Origin of the sequence: Nesterenkonia sp. NBAIMH1 (assembly GCF_007922635.1) — a bacterium.
GTDB classification, from domain to species: domain Bacteria; phylum Actinomycetota; class Actinomycetes; order Actinomycetales; family Micrococcaceae; genus Nesterenkonia; species Nesterenkonia pannonica.
Genome location: NZ_CP042335.1, coordinates 1,572,380 through 1,589,726, shown reverse-complemented (window position 1 = coordinate 1,589,726; position 17,347 = coordinate 1,572,380). Strand labels below are relative to the sequence as shown.

General features: G+C 67.9%; 15 protein-coding genes. 6 read left to right on the top strand and 9 right to left on the bottom strand.

What is annotated here, in order from left to right; genetic code table 11:
- Positions 1–4 precede the first annotated feature (4 nt).
- Both FS388_RS07525 and FS388_RS07520 read right to left on the bottom strand, forming a co-directional pair.
- On the bottom strand, positions 5–1,060 hold the full coding sequence (locus FS388_RS07525) for an agmatine/peptidylarginine deiminase (RefSeq protein WP_371708104.1): 1,056 nt from the start codon (positions 1,058–1,060) through the stop codon (positions 5–7).
- Positions 1,057–2,454, bottom strand: a complete 1,398-nt coding sequence (locus FS388_RS07520) for an NAD(P)/FAD-dependent oxidoreductase (protein WP_146341921.1) — start codon at positions 2,452–2,454, stop codon at positions 1,057–1,059. The genes FS388_RS07525 and FS388_RS07520 overlap by 4 nt, the downstream gene beginning before the upstream one ends.
- A gap of 113 nt (positions 2,455–2,567) precedes the next feature.
- Between FS388_RS07520 and FS388_RS07515 the strand changes: the two genes are divergently transcribed.
- Entirely contained in the window at positions 2,568–3,266 is a 699-nt protein-coding gene (locus FS388_RS07515) for a TetR/AcrR family transcriptional regulator (RefSeq protein ID WP_210410166.1), read from the top strand.
- Here FS388_RS07515 and FS388_RS07510 read toward each other — a convergent pair.
- From FS388_RS07510 to FS388_RS07500, 3 genes are read right to left on the bottom strand one after another with little or no spacing between them, the layout of a single operon-like run.
- Complete coding sequence (locus FS388_RS07510) at positions 3,232–3,939, bottom strand: histidine phosphatase family protein (protein ID WP_146340858.1); 708 nt, start codon at positions 3,937–3,939, stop codon at positions 3,232–3,234. The genes FS388_RS07515 and FS388_RS07510 overlap by 35 nt on opposite strands.
- 32 nt (positions 3,940–3,971) lie before the next feature.
- Positions 3,972–4,577 (bottom strand): phosphoribosylglycinamide formyltransferase, encoded by a 606-nt coding sequence (purN, locus tag FS388_RS07505; RefSeq protein ID WP_146340857.1) that lies wholly within the window; start codon positions 4,575–4,577, stop codon positions 3,972–3,974.
- A 39-nt stretch (positions 4,578–4,616) separates the two neighbouring features.
- A complete protein-coding gene (locus FS388_RS07500; RefSeq protein WP_146340856.1) occupies positions 4,617–5,519 on the bottom strand; it encodes a hypothetical protein in 903 nt (300 codons plus the stop codon).
- Positions 5,520–5,603: 84 nt separating this feature from the next.
- Here FS388_RS07500 and FS388_RS07495 point away from each other — a divergent pair, with 84 nt between their 5' ends.
- Positions 5,604–6,074, top strand: coding sequence for a hypothetical protein (locus FS388_RS07495; protein ID WP_146340855.1), 471 nt, complete (start codon positions 5,604–5,606; stop codon positions 6,072–6,074).
- Between the two features lies 1 nt (position 6,075).
- Here FS388_RS07495 and FS388_RS07490 read toward each other — a convergent pair whose 3' ends face one another.
- Entirely contained in the window at positions 6,076–7,401 is a 1,326-nt protein-coding gene (locus FS388_RS07490; protein WP_146340854.1) for a DUF6350 family protein, read from the bottom strand.
- A 70-nt stretch (positions 7,402–7,471) separates the two neighbouring features.
- Here FS388_RS07490 and FS388_RS07485 point away from each other — a divergent pair, with 70 nt between their 5' ends.
- Positions 7,472–8,653, top strand: a complete 1,182-nt coding sequence (locus tag FS388_RS07485; RefSeq protein ID WP_246836147.1) for an App1 family protein — start codon at positions 7,472–7,474, stop codon at positions 8,651–8,653.
- Positions 8,654–8,689: 36 nt separating this feature from the next.
- Here the strand turns inward: FS388_RS07485 and FS388_RS07480 are convergent, their stop codons facing one another.
- The gene (locus FS388_RS07480) at positions 8,690–9,910 is read right to left on the bottom strand and encodes a glycosyltransferase family 1 protein (protein WP_146340853.1); all 1,221 of its coding nucleotides are present in this window, start codon (positions 9,908–9,910) and stop codon (positions 8,690–8,692) included.
- A 118-nt stretch (positions 9,911–10,028) separates the two neighbouring features.
- On the opposite strand from FS388_RS07480, the gene FS388_RS07475 reads away from it, so the two are divergent.
- Positions 10,029–10,889 (top strand): inositol monophosphatase, encoded by an 861-nt coding sequence (locus FS388_RS07475; RefSeq protein ID WP_168198650.1) that lies wholly within the window; start codon positions 10,029–10,031, stop codon positions 10,887–10,889.
- Positions 10,890–11,244: 355 nt separating this feature from the next.
- Positions 11,245–12,354: a VIT1/CCC1 transporter family protein gene (locus FS388_RS07470; protein ID WP_246836146.1), complete on the top strand. Its 1,110-nt coding sequence runs from the start codon at positions 11,245–11,247 to the stop codon at positions 12,352–12,354.
- A 46-nt stretch (positions 12,355–12,400) separates the two neighbouring features.
- Here the strand turns inward: FS388_RS07470 and FS388_RS07465 are convergent, their stop codons facing one another.
- On the bottom strand, positions 12,401–13,069 hold the full coding sequence (locus tag FS388_RS07465; RefSeq protein WP_146340851.1) for a response regulator transcription factor: 669 nt from the start codon (positions 13,067–13,069) through the stop codon (positions 12,401–12,403).
- A 261-nt stretch (positions 13,070–13,330) separates the two neighbouring features.
- On the opposite strand from FS388_RS07465, the gene FS388_RS07460 reads away from it, so the two are divergent.
- A complete protein-coding gene (locus tag FS388_RS07460; RefSeq protein WP_146340850.1) occupies positions 13,331–14,518 on the top strand; it encodes a sensor histidine kinase in 1,188 nt (395 codons plus the stop codon).
- Here the strand turns inward: FS388_RS07460 and FS388_RS07455 are convergent.
- Entirely contained in the window at positions 14,487–17,183 is a 2,697-nt protein-coding gene (locus tag FS388_RS07455) for an HAD-IC family P-type ATPase (protein ID WP_146340849.1), read from the bottom strand. The two genes, FS388_RS07460 and FS388_RS07455, sit on opposite strands and share 32 nt — an antisense overlap.
- Positions 17,184–17,347 lie beyond the last annotated feature (164 nt).

Genomic DNA, 17,347 nt, shown 5'->3' with positions numbered 1-17,347 from the left:
CCTCTCAGGGTGCGGGCACTGCGCCCGGCGCGGTCGGGGACGATGGCTGCTGCTGGGTGATGCAGTGCACTCCGCCGCCGAACGCGAAGATGTCACGGGCGTCGACGCGTTCGACGGTGCGTCCCGGGTAGTGCTCCTCGAGGATCTGCTGGGCCTTCTCGTCGCTGGGGTCCTGGAAGGCGCCCATGATGACGGCTCCGTTCGCGACGTAGTGGTTGATGTAGGACCAGTCGGACCAGCCGCTCTCGTCCTGGAGCTGCTTCGGGGCGGGGAGCTCGGTGATGCTGATGGGGTCTCCGCCGGCGACTGTCGCGCTCTCCAGCACCTCGCGCAGCTCGCGGCTCACCTGATGGTCAGGGTGGCTGCGGTCCCGCTGGGTGTGCAGCAGGACCGAACCTGCCGGGGTGAAGCAGGCGACGATGTCGACATGCCCGCGAGTCCCGAACTCGTCATAGTCGCGGGTGAGGCCCCGGGGAAGCCACACTGCGTGGTGGGTGCCGAGGCGCTGGTGGATCTCCGCCTCGATCTGCTGCTGGGACCACCCTGGGTTGCGGCCAGGATCCTGCTGGACGGTCCGTGTCAGCAGGACGGTTCCGCGACCGTCCACGTGGAGCCCGCCTCCTTCGTTGACCAGGGTGCTGGCGATGCGAGGGACCCCGGCCAGGCCGGCGATCTGCTCCCCGACCCGTTGGTCCGCCTCCCAGGCGGCCCAGGATTGGGCTCCCCAGCCGTTGAACACCCAGTCCACGGCTGCCACCGCGCCGCTCTCGTCCCGCACGAAGGTGGGGCCGGAGTCCCGCACCCAGGCGTCGTCGAGGGGAACGGCGTGGAGCTCGACGGCCTCAGGGAGAAGCGTCCTCGCCTCCGCGATGTCCTCTGGCCTGACCATCATTCTGACCGGCTCGTAGCCGCAGACGGCGGCGGCCACGTTCGCCCACGCCTGTCGGGCACGCTGCAGCGACGCAGAGCCGTGAGCGCCGAACGTCTCGTTGGCCGGCGGGAAGGCCATCCACGTGCACTCGTGCGGCTCCCATTCGGACGGCATGCGCCACGAGGTCACGACCGGGCCTCCAGGATCTCTTCGGCCGCGAGCCGGCCCTGGCGCAGCGCACCGTCGACGTGCTGGTACCCCTCTGCGGCGAGATCGGAGCAGGCCCAGCGGATCGGCCCCACGGGGTCGCGCTGGTGGGCGCCGTACCGGTGCAGTCCGCCCAGGTCGTAGCTGGTGGCGTAGGCGCCCCTGGTCCACTCCTCGGAGGCGAAGTCTGATTCGTAGTACACCTCTGGGGTCAGCGCCTCCTCCCCGAGGTAGTTCGCGAAGGAGCGAAGGATCCTGCTTCGGCGCTCCTCGTCGGGCAGGGCGAACAGCGCGTCGGCCACCTCGTCGGTGGCGAATCCGACCAGGGTGCCGCGGGCGTCGCCGTAGTTGGTGTTGTCATAGACCTCCTGGCACACCTCATCGGCCCCGAAGCCGGTGCCGGAGAGGCCCTTCTCACGCCAGAACGGACGGTCGTAGACGGCGTGCACCTTGATCACCAGACCCATGGCCTGGTGCTGGTGCATCTGGTGCTGCAGCCGCGGCAGAGGCGGCTCGAAGGAGATGCGGCTGTAGAGGTTGGGCGGGACGGCGACGATCACATCGTCAGCCTGAACGGTGACGCGGTCGGACCACAGGGTCGCTCCGCCTGTCTCGTTCCAGCGAATCGTGCGCACGGGGGTTCCCAGGTGCACGGCCTCGCCCAGCTCTTCGGCCAGGGCGACGGATACGGACTGCATGCCGCCCACCACCCGGCGGTCGAGGATGAAGCCTTCGTCGACGAGATTGCTGAAGGAGCCCGCGGAGGCCGCCATCAGAACGGCCTGGAGCGCCGAGAAGGCGTGCGCGGGCTTGGTGAGCATGCCTCCTGCGACGAAGATGCCGATGTTCCGGCAGGCCTCCTCATCCGATGACTGCGTCCTCAGCCAGTCGTGGAAGGAGATGGTGTCGAGCTCGCGCGCCTTGGGGTGCGCCCACGGCTCGTGCGGCCCGATCTCAGCGGCCAGCTGGTCGAGGACCCCGGTCAGCCGCTCGATCTCTTCGGCCGTCTCCGAGGCGACGGGGAATGTGTCGCCGGTGTAGACGTGCCGGACTCCGTCGGAGCCGATGAAGACGTTCGAGCCCTCCCGGTAGCGCTGGTAGGTCTCCTTGCCCAGATCCTCCAGCAGACCGAGCAGCTCGGTCTGGTCGGGCGAGACCCACTGGCCCCCGATTTCGAGGAAGGCACCGTCGACGGTGTCGGACCATGTGCGTCCGCCGACGCGGTCACGGGCCTCGAGCACGACCACCCGCAGGCCCCTGCGCGCTGCGGTGCGGGCAGCCATCAGGCCGGCAGGCCCAGCCCCTACGATGGCCAGGTCGCACGTCACGACGTTTTCGCTGCCTATGTGCCGGATGTTCTCCACAGCACCTCCCATATGTCTGCGCATCAGATTAATGAACAGCATTCATATTACAGCTTCTGTGTTGCTGGCGTGTTACTTCCATCACTAGACTTGCAAAGTCCCCAGCCCTGCCGATAGGAGCCCCTGTGCCGACCGATCAGCCGCGTCGCGGCAGGGGACGTCCCCGCCAGCCCATCCTCTCCGGACAGGCGATCACCGATGCGGCGCTGAAGATCGCCGCCGATCGGGGCCATCATCAGCTGACGGTGGCGAGCCTGGCCCGCGAGCTGGGCGTCTCTGCGTCGGCGCTGTACAACCATGTGAGGTCCAAGGACGAGCTGATGCTCTGGGTCCAGGATCGGCTGAATGAGGAGATCGACGCGTCGGTCTTCGACCGCCTGCCCTGGCATGAGGCGCTGATCGCCTGGGCACGCTCCTACCGGACCTGCTTTGCCCGGAATACGGCCATGATCCCCATCATGGCTGTGCTCCCGATCGCTGACGCGCCTCGCACCCTGGACATGTACGAGCGGGTGATCCGGGGCCTCACCGATGCCGGGATCGATCCGCAGGATGCCCTGGAGATCATCGTCGCGGTGGAGGCGTACGCCTTCGGCGCCGCATATGACGCCACAGCGCCGGCGAACATCTTCGAACCGGGCGACCCGGAGCGGGCCCCCACCTTCGCCGCCGCGGCAGCGGCCCGCGCCAAGGAGCCCTCAGAGGCTGCCGATCGCGCCTTCGAGCGAGGCCTGTCGGCGATGGTGCGCGGCTTCAGAGCCGACGTCGACAGCGTCGACGCCTCGGGCGCTACGCGCCGGGCAGGGCCAGGGCCTGCTTGCTGAGCTCTCGGTTGGGCTCCTCGTAGCTGACGGCCTCGACCCCGCGAGGACCGATGTGCAGGCTGGTGATGCTGGTCAGTGTGCACTCGCGGGAGCGTGGGTCGTGGAAGAGCGGCCGCTGCTCGGCCCATAGACGGGTCACGTAGATGGGGAGCTGGTGGGAGACGAGCACCGCCTCGGACCCGTCGCCGTGCTCGGCGATCGCTTCGTCGGCCAGGTCCTTCACCGCGGCCAGCACTCGGTTCACCTGTGCTTTGTAGGGCTCCCCCCATGAGGGGCGGATCGGGTTGATGAGCAGTGGCCAATGCTTGGGCCGTCGCAGCTGACGACGCACCGAAGACATGCCCTCGAACTTGTTCTCCGCCTCCAGAACCCGCCCTTCGATCCGTACCGGCAGGTTCAGGGCGGAGGCGACGGGGGCAATCGTCTCTTGGGCGCGCTGAAGCGGGGAGGACGCAAGAATCACTGGGCCCTGGCCACGCTCAGCTCGTGCCGCAAAGTGATCGGCCAGCCCCTGCGCCATCTCTTTGCCGAGCTCGGAGAGGCCGAAGCCCGGCAGTCTTCCATAGAGCACACGGTCAGGGTTGTGCACCTCGCCATGACGGACCAGGTGCACCGTGGCGTAGCCGGTGGTCGGGACGGGCTCAGCAGAGTGGGCGGCGGCGGAAGAGGTCATGCGGTCCAGTCTTGCAGAATCGGGCCTGACTCTCAGCGCAGGCCGTGCTCATTGCGGGCGATCTGGGCGAGCACCTGGTTCAGCAGAGTTCGCTCGGCAGTTTTGATGCGCTCGTGGAGGGTGGCCTCATCATCCTCAGCCCTCACCTCAACGGGGGTTTGGGCGAGGATCGGGCCGGTGTCGACCCCGGAGTCCACCTGGTGCACGGTGCAGCCGGTCACCTTCACCCCATGAGCAAGCGCATCGCGCACCGCATGGGCGCCCGGGAAGCTGGGCAGCAGGGCCGGGTGCGTGTTGATCATCGGCACTGCGCGGCCATCCGCACGCCTCAGGGTGTCGAGGAACTCTGCCGAGACGATCCTCATGAACCCGCTGGAGACCAACACCTCTGGGTCGTAGGAAAGCACAGCATCGCGCAGCCTGCTGTTCCAGTCGGCCCGCTGCTCCGCGTCTGCCCCGCGCTCGAGGGGGACGCTGAACGTCTCGATCCCTGCGGTCCCGGCTCTCACCAGCCCGTAGGCATCGGGGTTGTCCGAGCCGACCGCGGCGATCTCCACGGGCAGGTCGCCTGCCTGGGATGCGTCGATGACCGACTGAAGATTGGACCCCGAGCCGGAGACCAGCACCACGATTCGCATAGGGCTCAGCCTACGTCCGCGCTCGTCTTATCCCTGCGGTCAGCGAGGCGCCTGGGCGCGCCGAGCGATCTTCCACTGGCGCCGCTGCCGGAAGAACTCGTTGGAGCTCGGGAGGAACATCATCACGATCGCGAGGATCGACAGCGCCACCACCGCGCCCACGAGCGCGAAGGCGGCCGGGGTGAAGCCGAGGAAGAGCATGAAGACGCTGAGTCCGCACCAGATGGTCGCAATGATGCGGCACGCGTTGTTGACCATCGTTCCGAGGAATCCCCAGAGGATGTACATGCAGAGCACGAAGATGCCCCACACCAGTGCCATGCCGCCTAGCATCGTCACGCCGAGATCCATGAGCTCCTCGGGCGCGAACTCGTCGAGCTCCGGATTGGCCTCAGCCTGCCGCTCCATCTCATTCAGGAACATGTCGTACTCCTGGGGAGACATCAGCTCCTGAATGCTGGCAGTGCTCGCCACCACGACTCCGTAGATGCCCCACGCCAGGGCTGCAGCACCGGCACCGAGCATCGCCAGGAGCGCCACCAGCAGCGAGGTCGGCCGCTTGGGCTTGTCCACGGGTGCGGGTGCGTAGCCGTGCTCACCCTGGGAGGGCGAGCCGTGGCCATAGGGCACCGGCTGGTATCCGGTGTGGTGCTCACCGCCGGCGGGAGGCTGGCCGTAGGGGTTCTGACCATAGGGACTATGGCCGTACTGTCCCCCATCCTGCGCAGAAGGCGCGGCGGGCGCGCTTCCGCCGGGCTGCCCCCACACCGGCTGCTGGCTGGAGGGTCCGGGCTGCTCCGCATCCTGCGGGGCGTATGCCCCGTACTGCGGACGTGGGCGCTCCTGCTCCCCCTGCGGCTCGCCGGGGCCTGCGGGGTCGCGCTCCGATGGGCGCTGACCGGACGTATTCTCTGGGGCGCTGTCACCATTCGGCGTCGTCATACCCTCAAGCCTACGCTTCCGCTCGGCGGACGCATCATCCCTGAGGAGGACTGCTCGGCCCGGTCGTTGGATACCATCACGGTGATGACCGCGACACCGCCATCCGGCCAGCGGCCGGGCAAAGAGGAACAGTCTTCCCGCTCAGACGACCCTGGACGGAAGCGCAGCCGACCATCCGAGAGTCTGGCCGCCGATGCCAGATGGCTCGGCTGGGGACTGCTGGCCATCGTGCTGACCTGGGGCGGCTTCCAGCTGCAGCTTCCCCTGAAGCTGCTGGCAGTGCCTGCGGGGCTGGCCGGGGTCGCCGTCGGCACCTTCATGGTGATCCGCGCCGTCCGCACCAAAGCGGGCGCCATGCTGCTTCTGTCCGGTGTGTTCACTGCGCTCAGCTGCGGGCTCTTCGGCGTCAGCGCGGGGGCTCAGGCTCTCTTCTGGGAGGCGACGTCCGAGTTCGAGGCGTGCACCGACCGCGCCGTCACGGACCGTGCCCTGAATCAGTGTCAGCAGGAGTATGAGGATGCCATTCTCCGGCCCTTTCCGGGGACCGGAGGCTGATTCATTCCGCTGAGCTGCGCGTGAAGAGCCGGCCGGCGGGGGCGACCAGGTAGCCGGCTGCGCACCCAACGGCGGCCCATGCCCCCAGGAGCCCGGCGGCGACGAGCGCATCAGGACCAACGTCGACGAAGCGTCCCACTCCCAGCGACAGGTGCGAGAGCCACAGCGGGCCCACGAGCAGCAGGCCCGCCATCAGGCCTGTCAGCGCCCCCAGCACCGCAGTGGACACCAGCAGGGAGACGGGACGGAAGCGGATGGTGCGGGCGCACCAGTCGTCGAAGTGGTTCTCGCCCTCTCGAGCCAGCCAGATGCCGGCGCAGAGCCCAGCCATGACCGGCAGAGCCAAGACCAGCCACGCGTGCGCCAGGCCCTCCTGCGGCACTGCTGCCAGCAGCGGGAGATGCTCAGCCGCGGAGGCGCCCGCAGCGCCGGGCTGCACAGTGGCGCCGGCTCCTACGCTGAAGCCGGCACCGGTGGTGTAGGCAAGCGTCCACATCACCATGTTGGGCACCAGAGCAAGCTGGAGAACCGTCAGGCCCACGGCGCCGGCCCACCCTGCCTCGGCCTGCTGGTAGGCGTTGGCGATGTCGATCCACTGCACGAGCACCACGACGGCGAAGAGAGCTCCGGCCATCGCGAAGGAGGCCGCTGCGGCGACCGCGCCCGCTCGGGTGACAGCCCACACGTACGAGCCGGCCCATTTGATCCGGGCCGACCAGCGATCGATGCGCTCATCCATGTCCATCCCGAACATGCGTGTGACGCTGCGCGCCTCCCAGACGCAGCCTCCCGCGGAGGCGAGTACAGCGATTCCCCCGGCGGCCGCCGCAGCCCACACCGGTGAGGTGGCGCCGAACGGTGTGTCCACCCAGGTCGCCAGCTGCACCGCGGCGAGCACGAAGATCAGCACAAACATAAGCAGCCCCAGCCACAGCTGCGTGGGATAGGCCCCCATCGCCAGCCGGCGCCCGGAGCGCCAGCAGAGCATCGCCGGAATGAGCGTCAGGCCCAGGGGCACAGCATGGAACGCTGCCTCGCGGCCCACCTCGTCGCCTCCCAGATCGAGGGGTGCCGCGTACATGATGAGCCACAGCTGCCCGGCCAGCTGGGCCGCACCTATGACATCCCACGCGGCGGGCTCGGCCAAGAACGTGAGCAGCCCCACCGGGATCGCCACCAGGAGAGCTGTGAGCAGAACGACCTGAACCCCTTCGAGCAGTCCGAAGAGCCACAGCGGCGCCGCCGGCAGGCGCAGCCAGCGCCGACGGCCGCCGGCAGAGGCGGCGTCGTCAGGAGCGGATACACGGTCCTCGGACATCATCACCATGGTGCCAGCGCGCAGCCGAGTCCACGTGGTGAAACCCCGGGAGGCCGGACGGTGATTATGATGTGCCGTGATGATGTCCTCTGACGATCGCCGCACGCAGGACCATCCGGCCACGCCCTCGTGGGCCAATCAGGATCTTGCCGCGCTGCGCCGCCACTACACCGACGCAGGCCGCAACAAGGCGATGAAGATCGAAGATCGCTGGCATCAGCTGCGGCTGGGACTCGCCCGTCGGCGCGGCCAGCAGGTGACAGTCCTCTCGCTCGCCGGGTATGGGTCCCCCCGCTGGGTCCGGGTTCTCTCACGTGTGGTCATGGCCCCCGACCAGGACTTCGAGAACGGTCGACGCGTCGCCAAGGTCATTGCCGACGGGGTGCGCGGCTGGCGGAACTTCGTGTCTGCGCCGGTGCCCTTTGCTCAGCTGAAGGTCACCATCGCCGGCCGGGAGTACGACATCGCAGCGGACCGGGGCGGCATCGTCGACGAGGTAGTTGAGCTGACGGGCGAGCCGCTGGAGTCGGGCTGGACACGCATCACCCTTCAGGCTCCCGGGGAGCAGCCCACCAGCGCCGGGGTTCGGATCATCGGTCAGGACACCGCTGCCGGCATCATCTGCGACATCGATGACACCGTCGTGGTGACCAAGCTTCCGCGGCCCTTCCTCGCCGCGTGGAACTCGTTCGTCCTCGATGAGCACGCCCGAACCCCCACCCCGGGCATGGCGGTGACGATGGAGAGGCTGCGGTCCTCTATGCCCCGATCCCCGGTGCTGTACCTCTCCACGGGGGCCTGGAACGTCGCGCAGACCCTGACCCGCTTCCTCAGCGCCAACCTGTACCCGTACGGGCCGCTGCTGCTGACCGACTGGGGGCCGACGGAGGAGCGCTGGTTCCGGTCCGGACGCCTGCACAAGGTGCAGCAGCTGGAGCGGCTCGCAGAGGAGTTCCCGCACGTGAAATGGGTGCTCATCGGCGACGACGGGCAGCACGACCCGGCGATCTACGCCGAGTTCGCCCGTGCGCACCCCCAGAACGTTCAGGCGGTCATCATTCGGGAGCTCACCTACACCGAGGCGGTGCTGGCAGGTGGTCGCGCCGAGGCTCCTGAGGGCCAGGAGCTGCTGCATGCTGGGGAGCCCGGCGAGGACACGCACGGCTACCAGCACGTGGGCGAATACCGGCTTCCGTGGATCTACGGGCCGGACGGCAAGGCCATCAGCGAGCAGCTCACGGAGCTTGGACTGCTCCGCTAGGCGGCAGGGCCGACGCAGCGAGCCCGGCTCGCCGCATCATCCGGGAAGCAGGTTGGTGAACATCCGGCTCTGCGCCCGGAGGTACGTCTTGGCGCGCATCGTGCGGATTCTGCGGTTGACCTCGACGGCGCGGGCGTAGTGCCCCACGAGCTGGTTGCAGATGGCTTCCCATGTGCGGCCCTGCACCTCAATATGCGCTGCCTCTGCGAAGTGCCTGCGCGCCGCGTGGTCGCTGACCAGGTGCTCCACTCGGCGTCGCATGCCTTGGAGGTCGCCGGGGCCGTAGAGCCACCCCGTACGGCCCTCATCCACCAGGTCGAGAGGCCCGCCCCGTCCTACCGCCACTACCGGCAGCCCTGCGGCCTGGGCCTCCTGGATGGTCTGGCAGAACGTCTCCGCCTCACCGGGGTGGACGAAGATGTCGAGGCTGGCGACGTGAGCGCCGAGGCCTGCTCCGGACTGAAAGCCGGCGAAGTGCGCTCGTGGAAGCTTCTTCGTCAGTGAGCTCTCCATCGGGCCGGAGCCGATGATGACCAGGCGGGTGCCGGGGATGCTGTCGAGCACCGCCAGGTCCTCCACCTGCTTCTCCGCGGCCAGGCGACCCACGAAGCCGATCAGGAGCTCGCCGTTCGGGGCGATGCGTGCCCTCAGGTCGGCTGATCGATGACTGGGGCTGAACAGTTCTGTGTCCACCCCTCTGCGCCAGGTGCGGAGCCTTCCGATGCCGCGCTCGCGCAGCTGCTGCTTCGCGAAGGTGGAGGGCACCAGGGTGTATGTGCAGGCCTTGTGCATCTTCTCGACGTGCTGCCAGAGCAGGTCCTCGGCCCATGGCACTCTGTAGCGGGCGGCGTAGGCAGGAACCTCTGTCTGATAGATCGACACCGTCGGCAGTCCCAGCGCCTCAGCAGCCTGGATGGCCCGCCATCCCAGCACGAAGGGTGAGGCGATGTGCACGACGTCCGGGCGGAGCTCCTCCAGAAGGTTGCGGATGCGCAGCACCGAGCCGGCTGCGACCCGCACCTTGGGATAGTCCGGAAGCGGCAGGGAGGGCACCCGGATCACCGGGTACCCGTGGCAGCGCTCTGCGGAGCTGCTGATCTGATCGGTCAGCGGATGGGCGTCGAACACCGAGTCTGCCGGAGCGATCACCGTGACGTCGTCGCCGCGGCGACGCAGGTGAGCAAGCACCTGCAGAACGGAGTTGGTGACCCCGTTCATGTGAGGGAGGAAGCTTTCGGCAACAACCGCAACTTTCATCGCTCCCAGGCTACGACGCCTTGGGTGACCCCAGGGAGGACCCCAGGTTGAATGATGATGAACTCTGCATGAACAGAAACGCAGGGTCAGGAGACGCTAGGGCGGTAGCCTGTGGCGGGTGAACTCCATACCCTCCTCCGCGTCCCTGAGAACCATTGCCGTCTCCGCCGCGCACTCGGTGGGACAGTCGCTCCGGGAGGCCTTCCGGGCCTCCATGGAGGTCCAGATGAAGACGTCCAACAGTGATCTCGTCACCATCTACGATCAGCAGACGGAGGAGACCCTGATCCGGCTGCTCTCCGAGGCGGTGCCGGATTCGCGGTTCACCGGCGAGGAAGGTGGGGCGCACGGCGGGGGCCGGCTGGAGTGGATCATTGACCCCATCGACGGCACGTCGAACTTCGCCCACGGCTTCGACCACTTCAGCGTCAGCATCGGGGCGGCGATCGACGACGTCGTGGTGGCCGGGGTTGTCTATGACCCCATCAATGAGCTCACCTTCTCCGCCGATGATGACGCCGCATACCTGTCCGCCCGGGACGCGTCCGAGACGGTGCTGGCACCGACTCCGAAGACTGGCACCGCCGAACCTCACCTGAACCTGCTCACCAACTTCCCCGGCCCACGGATCGTTGAGGAGTACGGGACCGAGGCGCTGGAGGTGTTCGGCCAGCTGGTGGGCACCTACGCCACGGTGCGCCGCATCGTCTCCGGGGCCCTGGAGCTCTGCTACGCCGCGGCGGGCTGGGCCGATGTGGTCATCAACTGCCGCACCAGCCCGTGGGACATCGCACCCGCCCAGCTCATCCTCTGCCGCGCCGGCGGCACGTTCCTGCCCTACGGCACCCGCGGCGAATGGACCTTCGACGGCACCTCGTCCCCACACGCCCACCTGGCTCCGGGATACGTGGGGCTGGGCCCCGGCGTGGACTCCCCCAGCGCCCTCGCCCCGGTCGAACGGTTCGTACTGAACCAATAGCTGCGCGTTTCAGCTGAGGCAGACGCTCAGCAGTGGACACTAATCGCGCGAGCTCAGGCCTGGCTCCCACTCCTGGGGGAAGGTCTGCTGCGCCACATGCCCCACGTGCAGAGGACGTAGACCGCGCCCGTCAGGAGGGCAAGCAGCAGCCAGCGCAGGCTGTAGGAGTGGAACATAGTGACCACCAGAAGCATGAGACAGGCGGTCGTCAGTCCACCAAAGGGGACAAGCCGTGGGAGCTTCTGACGTTCAGCACCCGCAGATGGAGGTGGTCCGAAGGCTTAGGGGTGCTGAAGCTTCGTCATACAGTGAGTCGGGCCCACGCCCGGCCGTGGAGTGTGCGCACCATAGTGCCGTGAGCGATACACCTGAGACGGTACGGCCGGAGGGCGAACCCACCCCGAAGCAGGTCCGCCGGTGGCGCAGATACCTGGCCGATGAGGAGGCCGAGGCAAAGCTCTACTGGAAGCTCGCGCAGAAGCGCACAGGTGAGGAGAAGCAGATCCTGCTTGGGCTCTCCGAAGCCGAGAAGCGCCACCAGGAGCACTGGAGGCAGCTGCTCGGCCCCCACTCGTACAACCTCCCCCGCCCCAGCACGCACCGGGTGCTGCTGGGATGGATGGCGCGCGTCTTCGGCTCCGTGTTCGTGCTCGCCCTGGCTCAGCGCGCCGAAGGCGACTCTCCCTACGCCCGCGACGACGACGCCACCCCCAGTATGGCCGCAGACGAAGAGGTCCACGAGGAGGTCATTCGCGCTCTGGCCGCCCGCGGGCGGGAGAAGCTCTCGGGAGGCTTCAGAGCCGCCGTATTCGGAGCCAATGACGGGCTGGTCTCAAACTTCGCGCTGATCATGGGGATGGGCGGCACCGGGGTCGGCCCCACCGTGATGCTGCTGACCGGCATTGCTGGGCTGCTGTCCGGGGCGCTCTCCATGGCCGCCGGGGAGTTCATCTCAGTGCGCAGTCAGCGGGAGCTTCTGGATGCCACACGGCCCACCCAGGCGACCCTTCGTGCCGCGCCTGACCTCGATCTTGATCACAACGAGCTGATCCTGGTCTACCGGGCTCGCGGCCTGAGCGAGGCCGACGCTGAGCACCGGGCCCTGGAGCGGCTCAACGTCTTCGACTGCAACTGCCGCCCCGAGCTGTCGCACGACCCGGACGAGCTTCATGACGAGCACCGCGCCGTAGGTTCTGCGTGGACGGCTGCCGGCTCGAGCTTCTGCTTCTTCGGCGTCGGCGCGATCATCCCGGTGCTGCCCTATCTCTTCGGCGCTGAGGGTTTGCTCGCCGTGGGACTCTCCACCGGCCTGGTGGGCCTGGCGCTCCTGTGCACCGGCGGCGTCGTGGGGCTGCTCTCCGGCACGAACCCCCTCACCCGCGGGCTGCGCCAGCTGGCGATCGGCCTGGGCGCCGCCGCGGTGACCTACGCGTTGGGCTCCGCCCTCGGCGTCACCGTCGGCTGACCGCAGCTCCCTCATCTCGCAGATCCCAGAGGTCGACTGAGAATCCCTAGCCCAGGCGCGGCTCGACGAAGCCCAGCTCTGCGGCACGCACCAGCAGCTGCGTCCGATCATGTGTGCCGAACCGCTCGTTCAGCCGTTTGCTGTACGTCTTCACCGTCTCCCGGCTGAAGTGCAGCTCCCGAGCGATCTCCGTGTTCGTCCACCCCCGCGCGATGCCCCTCAGCACCTTCAGCTCCCCAGGCGGAACGTGGGGCATACCAGTCTGATGGGCAACCGCCTCGGCGATATCCGTAGGGGCCGTGTCATGAGTCTTCTGGGCCGCACGGGCGCTGGGCGCGGTGAACGGGTGCTCCCCCGCGGCCACTGAACGGATCGCGTCCAGCACTGTGCTCGCGTGAGCATCCTTGGTCACATAGCCACGGGCACCAGCACGCAGGGCGCGCACCACATGATGATCGGTGGTGAACGTCGTCACCACGAGCACCCCGATGTCCGGGCTCTCCTTCAGGATCTCCCGTGTGGCAGCCACACCGTTCTGCCCGGGAAGGTCTACGTCCATCACGACCACGTCCGGGGCCGACTCGCTCACCATCTCAACAGCGTCCACACCGTCGGCGGCCTCTCCTGCGAGCACCAGGTCATCAGTGGAGTCCAGGTAGAGGCGCAGAGCCTCCCGCATCATGGGCTGATCCTCGACCAGAAATACTCGAACCATCGGAACCTCCTCTGCAGAAGCCTAGATCGAAGACCAGCAACATCACGAGGGTCAGCGAAAACTGTCCACCACAGGGGACTCTCCGAAGCCGAACGCGAGAAATAGTCTGCTCAGATGAACAGGATGCTGAACTTTGCCGTCGTCGTCGCTGCCTGCGTGCTGCTGCACACGGCGGGGCCGATGTTCAGCGTGACTCCTGGCTCGGGGAGCAGTGGTGCGAGCTCTTCCCGAACCATTCGGCCTGTGATTGACTGACGCCCGATGGGGTTCGAAGCAGCTGCGGGGTGGCGTGCTGAGAAGCCTGACCGGAAGCTCCTGAATGCGCTGACCGGCGTATCGGCTGCCTGGATTCTCCTTGACCTGAGCCTCTTCGGAGCGTTCAGCACAGGACCCGTCTCTGTCGGCGCCCTCCTGTCGCTGCTGCTGTGGACGCTCTGCCTCTGCCTCCTATGGGTAGGCGTCATCCCTGGGGCGGCAGCTGCCCAGGCGGCATTGGCGGCTATCCTCGTCGTGGGCTACATCCCCCTGTACCAGGCCGTTTTCCTCGTGCTGATGAGCGCGGTCGTTGCGATGTACGCACCTGTCTGGCCTCGACGGCTCTACGTCGTCACCTCGGTGCTCTGGACGGGCGCTGTGGGAGCACAGTTCGGCGACTGGGAGACCGCAGCCGGCGCCGCTGCATTCCTCAGCCTGCTGGTGCTGATCGCGTACGCGATCGGCCGAGGCATCCGACGAGTCGCAGCCCGTGCGCGGGAGGAGCGCACGCAGCGACTCCGCGCGGAGCAGGCCAGGGCGCACGCACTGCAGCACGAGCGGCGCCGCTTTGCCCAGGAGCTCCACGACAATATCGGCCGTGATCTGACCGTTCTGGCCATGCGGGCTGATGCCATGAGCCTCCACCCACGCGCACCCGCACCGGAGGCGGTGCAGGTGTTGGGAGATACGGCACGCTCAGCGCTGGACGACCTTCGAGAGATGGTCATTCTCCTGAAGGGACAGGGCGTCCTGCCCCAAGCCGTCGACGGCAGAACATTTCCTGAGGACCTTGAGACGCTCCGCAGCGGGCTACGGCCTGAACGAGGCGTCTTCGAGGCGGATGTGCGCGGAGACTGGTCACGAGTGGCCCAATGGGTGCGCACACAGCTGTTCGCCATTGTGGGCGAGGGACTCCTCAACGCACAGAAGCACGGCGCAGCGCCCGACGGCGGGATCGCGGGCATCAGGCTGGATGCTGAAGCCGCTGCCGACGCGTGGTCAGTGACGATCGAGAACGACGCGGCGCCGGTGCCCGACGGGCAGGAGAGCTTCCCCTACGGCTCCTCGAGCGTAGGCCTGGAGGGCATGCACGTCCGCGCGCAGTCGATCGGCGCCCGTCTGGAGGCCGGGCCCTCAGAATCCGACCGTTGGGTGCTGAGAGTCAGTTCCTCCGCCAGTGCAGCACCAGCTTGATCAGTTCTGTCAGCAGGAAGATGACGAGCCCCGCGCCGGTCACCACGGCCAGATGCTCCGGATTCAGCGGCTGAGACTCAAACAGGGCCTGCAGCGGTGCCGCGTAGATGAACAGCAGCTGCAGGACTGTCAGCCCGGCGACGCATGCCCACGCGACCCAGCTGCTGCCCAGCACGGTGGGCCGCAGGCTTGAGGACTCCAGGGCCTTGACGTTGAACAGGTAGAAGGCCTGGCACACCACCAGCACTGTGGTGGCCAGCGTCCGCGCGGACTCCAGATCGTCCCCCACTGCGATCCGCCACTGGAACACGGAGATCGTCGCTGCAGCGATCAGCAGTGACACCAGTGCGATCTGCACCATGTGCCGCAGCTCGACGAGTCCTTTGGCGGGGTCACGCGGCCTGCGCCTCATCACACCGGGCTCGGCGGGCTCGAAGGCGAACGCGAACGCCAGGGTCACCGCCGTGATCATGTTGGCCCACAGGACCTGCAGCGGGGTCAGCGGCAGAGTCCATCCAAGGGCGACGGCGAAGAGCACCACCGCGGACTGGGCTCCGTTGGTCGGCAGGAGGAAGACGATCGCCTTGCGGAGGTTGTCGTAGATCCGCCGCCCCTCCTCCACCGCAGCTTCGATGGTGGTGAAGTCGTCGTCGGCCAGCACGATCTCGGCCGACTCCTTGGTGACCTCCGTGCCCTTCACACCCATGGCGACGCCCACATCGGCGCGGCGCAGGGCGGGGGCGTCGTTGACGCCGTCGCCGGTCATCGCCACCACCTCACCCTCGGCCTGCAGAGCCTTGACCAGCCGGAGCTTGTGCTCCGGGCTGGTGCGGGCGAATACATTGTGCGACGCAGCGAGGCGGCGCAGCTCGTCATCGTCCGCCTCTTCGAGCTCAGGTCCGCTGATCGCACCCGCTCCGTCGTCGATGCCCATCTGTTCGGCGATGGCACGCGCGGTGCCGACATGGTCCCCGGTGATCATCTTCACGCTGATGCCTGCGTGGTGGCAGGTCTCGATGGCTGCGATCGCAGCCTCACGGGGCGGGTCCACGATGCCCACGACGCCGAGGAAGGTCAGATCCTCCAAAGCGTCGAGGCTGAGACGCTCCGCATCGTTCTGACCGGCCGGACGCTCAGCGGCGGCCAGGACGCGCAGGCCCTGAGCGGAGAGCAGTCCGATCTGCTCCTCCCAATACGCGCGGTCCAGCGGCTTCTCCTCGGTCCCGCGGAGCTGGGTCGCGGACCTGTCGAGCAGCCGGTCCGGCGCACCCTTCACCAGGATTCGAGCTGTCCCGTGAGTCTCTGCGACGGTGGCCATCAGCTTGTTCTCCGAGCTGAACGGCAGGGTGGAGGTGCGCTTCGCGTCGGTCGGGTCGAACCCCAGCTTCCCGGCGAGCGCCTGCAGAGCACCCTCCGTGGGCTCCCCGCTGATCCCCCAGCGGCCCTCCTTCTGCGTCAGCTGGGTGTCGTTGGCGATGCTCATCGCTTCGATGAGGCGCCGGAGCTCCTCATGCTCCATGCCTGCCGGAGCACCGTCCGCCAGAACCTCCCCCTCGGGAGCGTAGCCAGTGCCGGTGACGCTGACCTGGGCGCTCGGCAGGGCGGCGGCGGTCACCGTCATCTCGTTCTTGGTGAGGGTGCCTGTCTTGTCCGAGCAGATCACTGTCACGCTGCCGAGTGTCTGCACCGCCGGCAGCCTGCGAGTGATCGCGTTCCGGCGGGCCATCGCCTGCACCCCCAGGGCGAGGGTGATGGTGATCAGGGCGGGCAGCCCCTCCGGGATGGCGGCGACGGCGAAGCTGGCGGCAGCCTGCAGCAGCTCACCGGTATCGGTGTCATGGGCGAGGGTGCCCACCAGGACCAGCGCCAGCGTCATCAGCACCACGGCGAGGGCCAGCCAGCGGCCGAAGGCGGCGATCTGGCGCGTCAGCGGTGTCTCCAGCGCTTCAACGTCGCTCATCATGGTGCTGATCCGGCCGATCTCTGCCTGGGACCCTGTGCCGACGACGACGCCCTGGCCGGCCCCGGAGGTCACCATCGTTCCGGAGTAGGCGAGGCAGACACGATCGCCCAGGGGAGCTTCGGGACTGACCTCGACGGTGCTCTTCTGAGCTGGGACTGACTCCCCCGTCAGCGCCGACTCCTCGACCGTGAGCTCGTGGGCTTCGATGAGCCGCATATCGGCGGGGACTCGGTCGCCGGCACGCAGCCGGACAATGTCACCGGGGACGAGGTCCTCCGCGGCCACGGTCTGCCACTGGTCTTCGCGACGTGCAGCCGCGGAGGGTGACAGCATGTCGCGAATGCCTTCGAGGGCCCGTTCGGCGCGCCCTTCCTGCAGGAACCCGACGACAGCGTTGATGAGCACCACAGCGAGAATGACGATGGTATCGACCCAGTGCTGCAGCGCGGCAGTCAGAGCGGCCGCGCCCAGCAGCACGTAGATGAGCACGTCGTTGAGGTGACGCAGGAAGCGAACCGCCGCACTGTCCCTCTCTGCGGCGGGGAGGGCGTTCGGCCCGTGCTCGGCGAGGCGGGCCTGGACCTGCGTCTCGGTCAGCCCTACGCTCGGGTCCGCCTCGAAGCGGCTCAGTGCCTGCTCGGCGGTGAGCGCATGCGCCGGTCTTGTCAGCTCGCTGTTCGTTCCGGTGGTGACCTCAGGCATGCGTCTACCTTCTCACTGACGCGGGGCCTCCGATGCTGGGGTTCGGCTCCGTCAGAGGGTCAGCTGGCATCGGAGCCGGCGGCGGTGCTGGTTTCGGGTGCTGGGCCGCGTCGGAAGCGGCGCACACAGAAGCGCCGTCGCCCCCGCGCAGAGCGGAGGGCGAC

Excerpts from the sequence above, each read along its gene's own strand:
- FS388_RS07495 (WP_146340855.1), top strand. The coding sequence starts at position 5,604 with ATGACCGCGACACCGCCATCCGGCCAGCGGCCGGGCAAAGAGGAACAG.
- FS388_RS07510 (WP_146340858.1), bottom strand. The coding sequence starts at position 3,939 with ATGACCTCTTCCGCCGCCGCCCACTCTGCTGAGCCCGTCCCGACCACC.
- FS388_RS07490 (WP_146340854.1), bottom strand. The coding sequence starts at position 7,401 with ATGGTGATGATGTCCGAGGACCGTGTATCCGCTCCTGACGACGCCGCC.
- FS388_RS07520 (WP_146341921.1), bottom strand. The coding sequence starts at position 2,454 with ATGGGAGGTGCTGTGGAGAACATCCGGCACATAGGCAGCGAAAACGTC.
- FS388_RS07465 (WP_146340851.1), bottom strand. The coding sequence starts at position 13,069 with ATGGTTCGAGTATTTCTGGTCGAGGATCAGCCCATGATGCGGGAGGCT.
- FS388_RS07485 (WP_246836147.1), top strand. The coding sequence starts at position 7,472 with ATGATGTCCTCTGACGATCGCCGCACGCAGGACCATCCGGCCACGCCC.
- FS388_RS07500 (WP_146340856.1), bottom strand. The coding sequence starts at position 5,519 with ATGACGACGCCGAATGGTGACAGCGCCCCAGAGAATACGTCCGGTCAG.
- FS388_RS07455 (WP_146340849.1), bottom strand. The coding sequence starts at position 17,183 with ATGCCTGAGGTCACCACCGGAACGAACAGCGAGCTGACAAGACCGGCG.
- purN (WP_146340857.1), bottom strand. The coding sequence starts at position 4,577 with ATGCGAATCGTGGTGCTGGTCTCCGGCTCGGGGTCCAATCTTCAGTCG.
- FS388_RS07460 (WP_146340850.1), top strand. The coding sequence starts at position 13,331 with ATGGGGTTCGAAGCAGCTGCGGGGTGGCGTGCTGAGAAGCCTGACCGG.
- FS388_RS07480 (WP_146340853.1), bottom strand. The coding sequence starts at position 9,910 with ATGAAAGTTGCGGTTGTTGCCGAAAGCTTCCTCCCTCACATGAACGGG.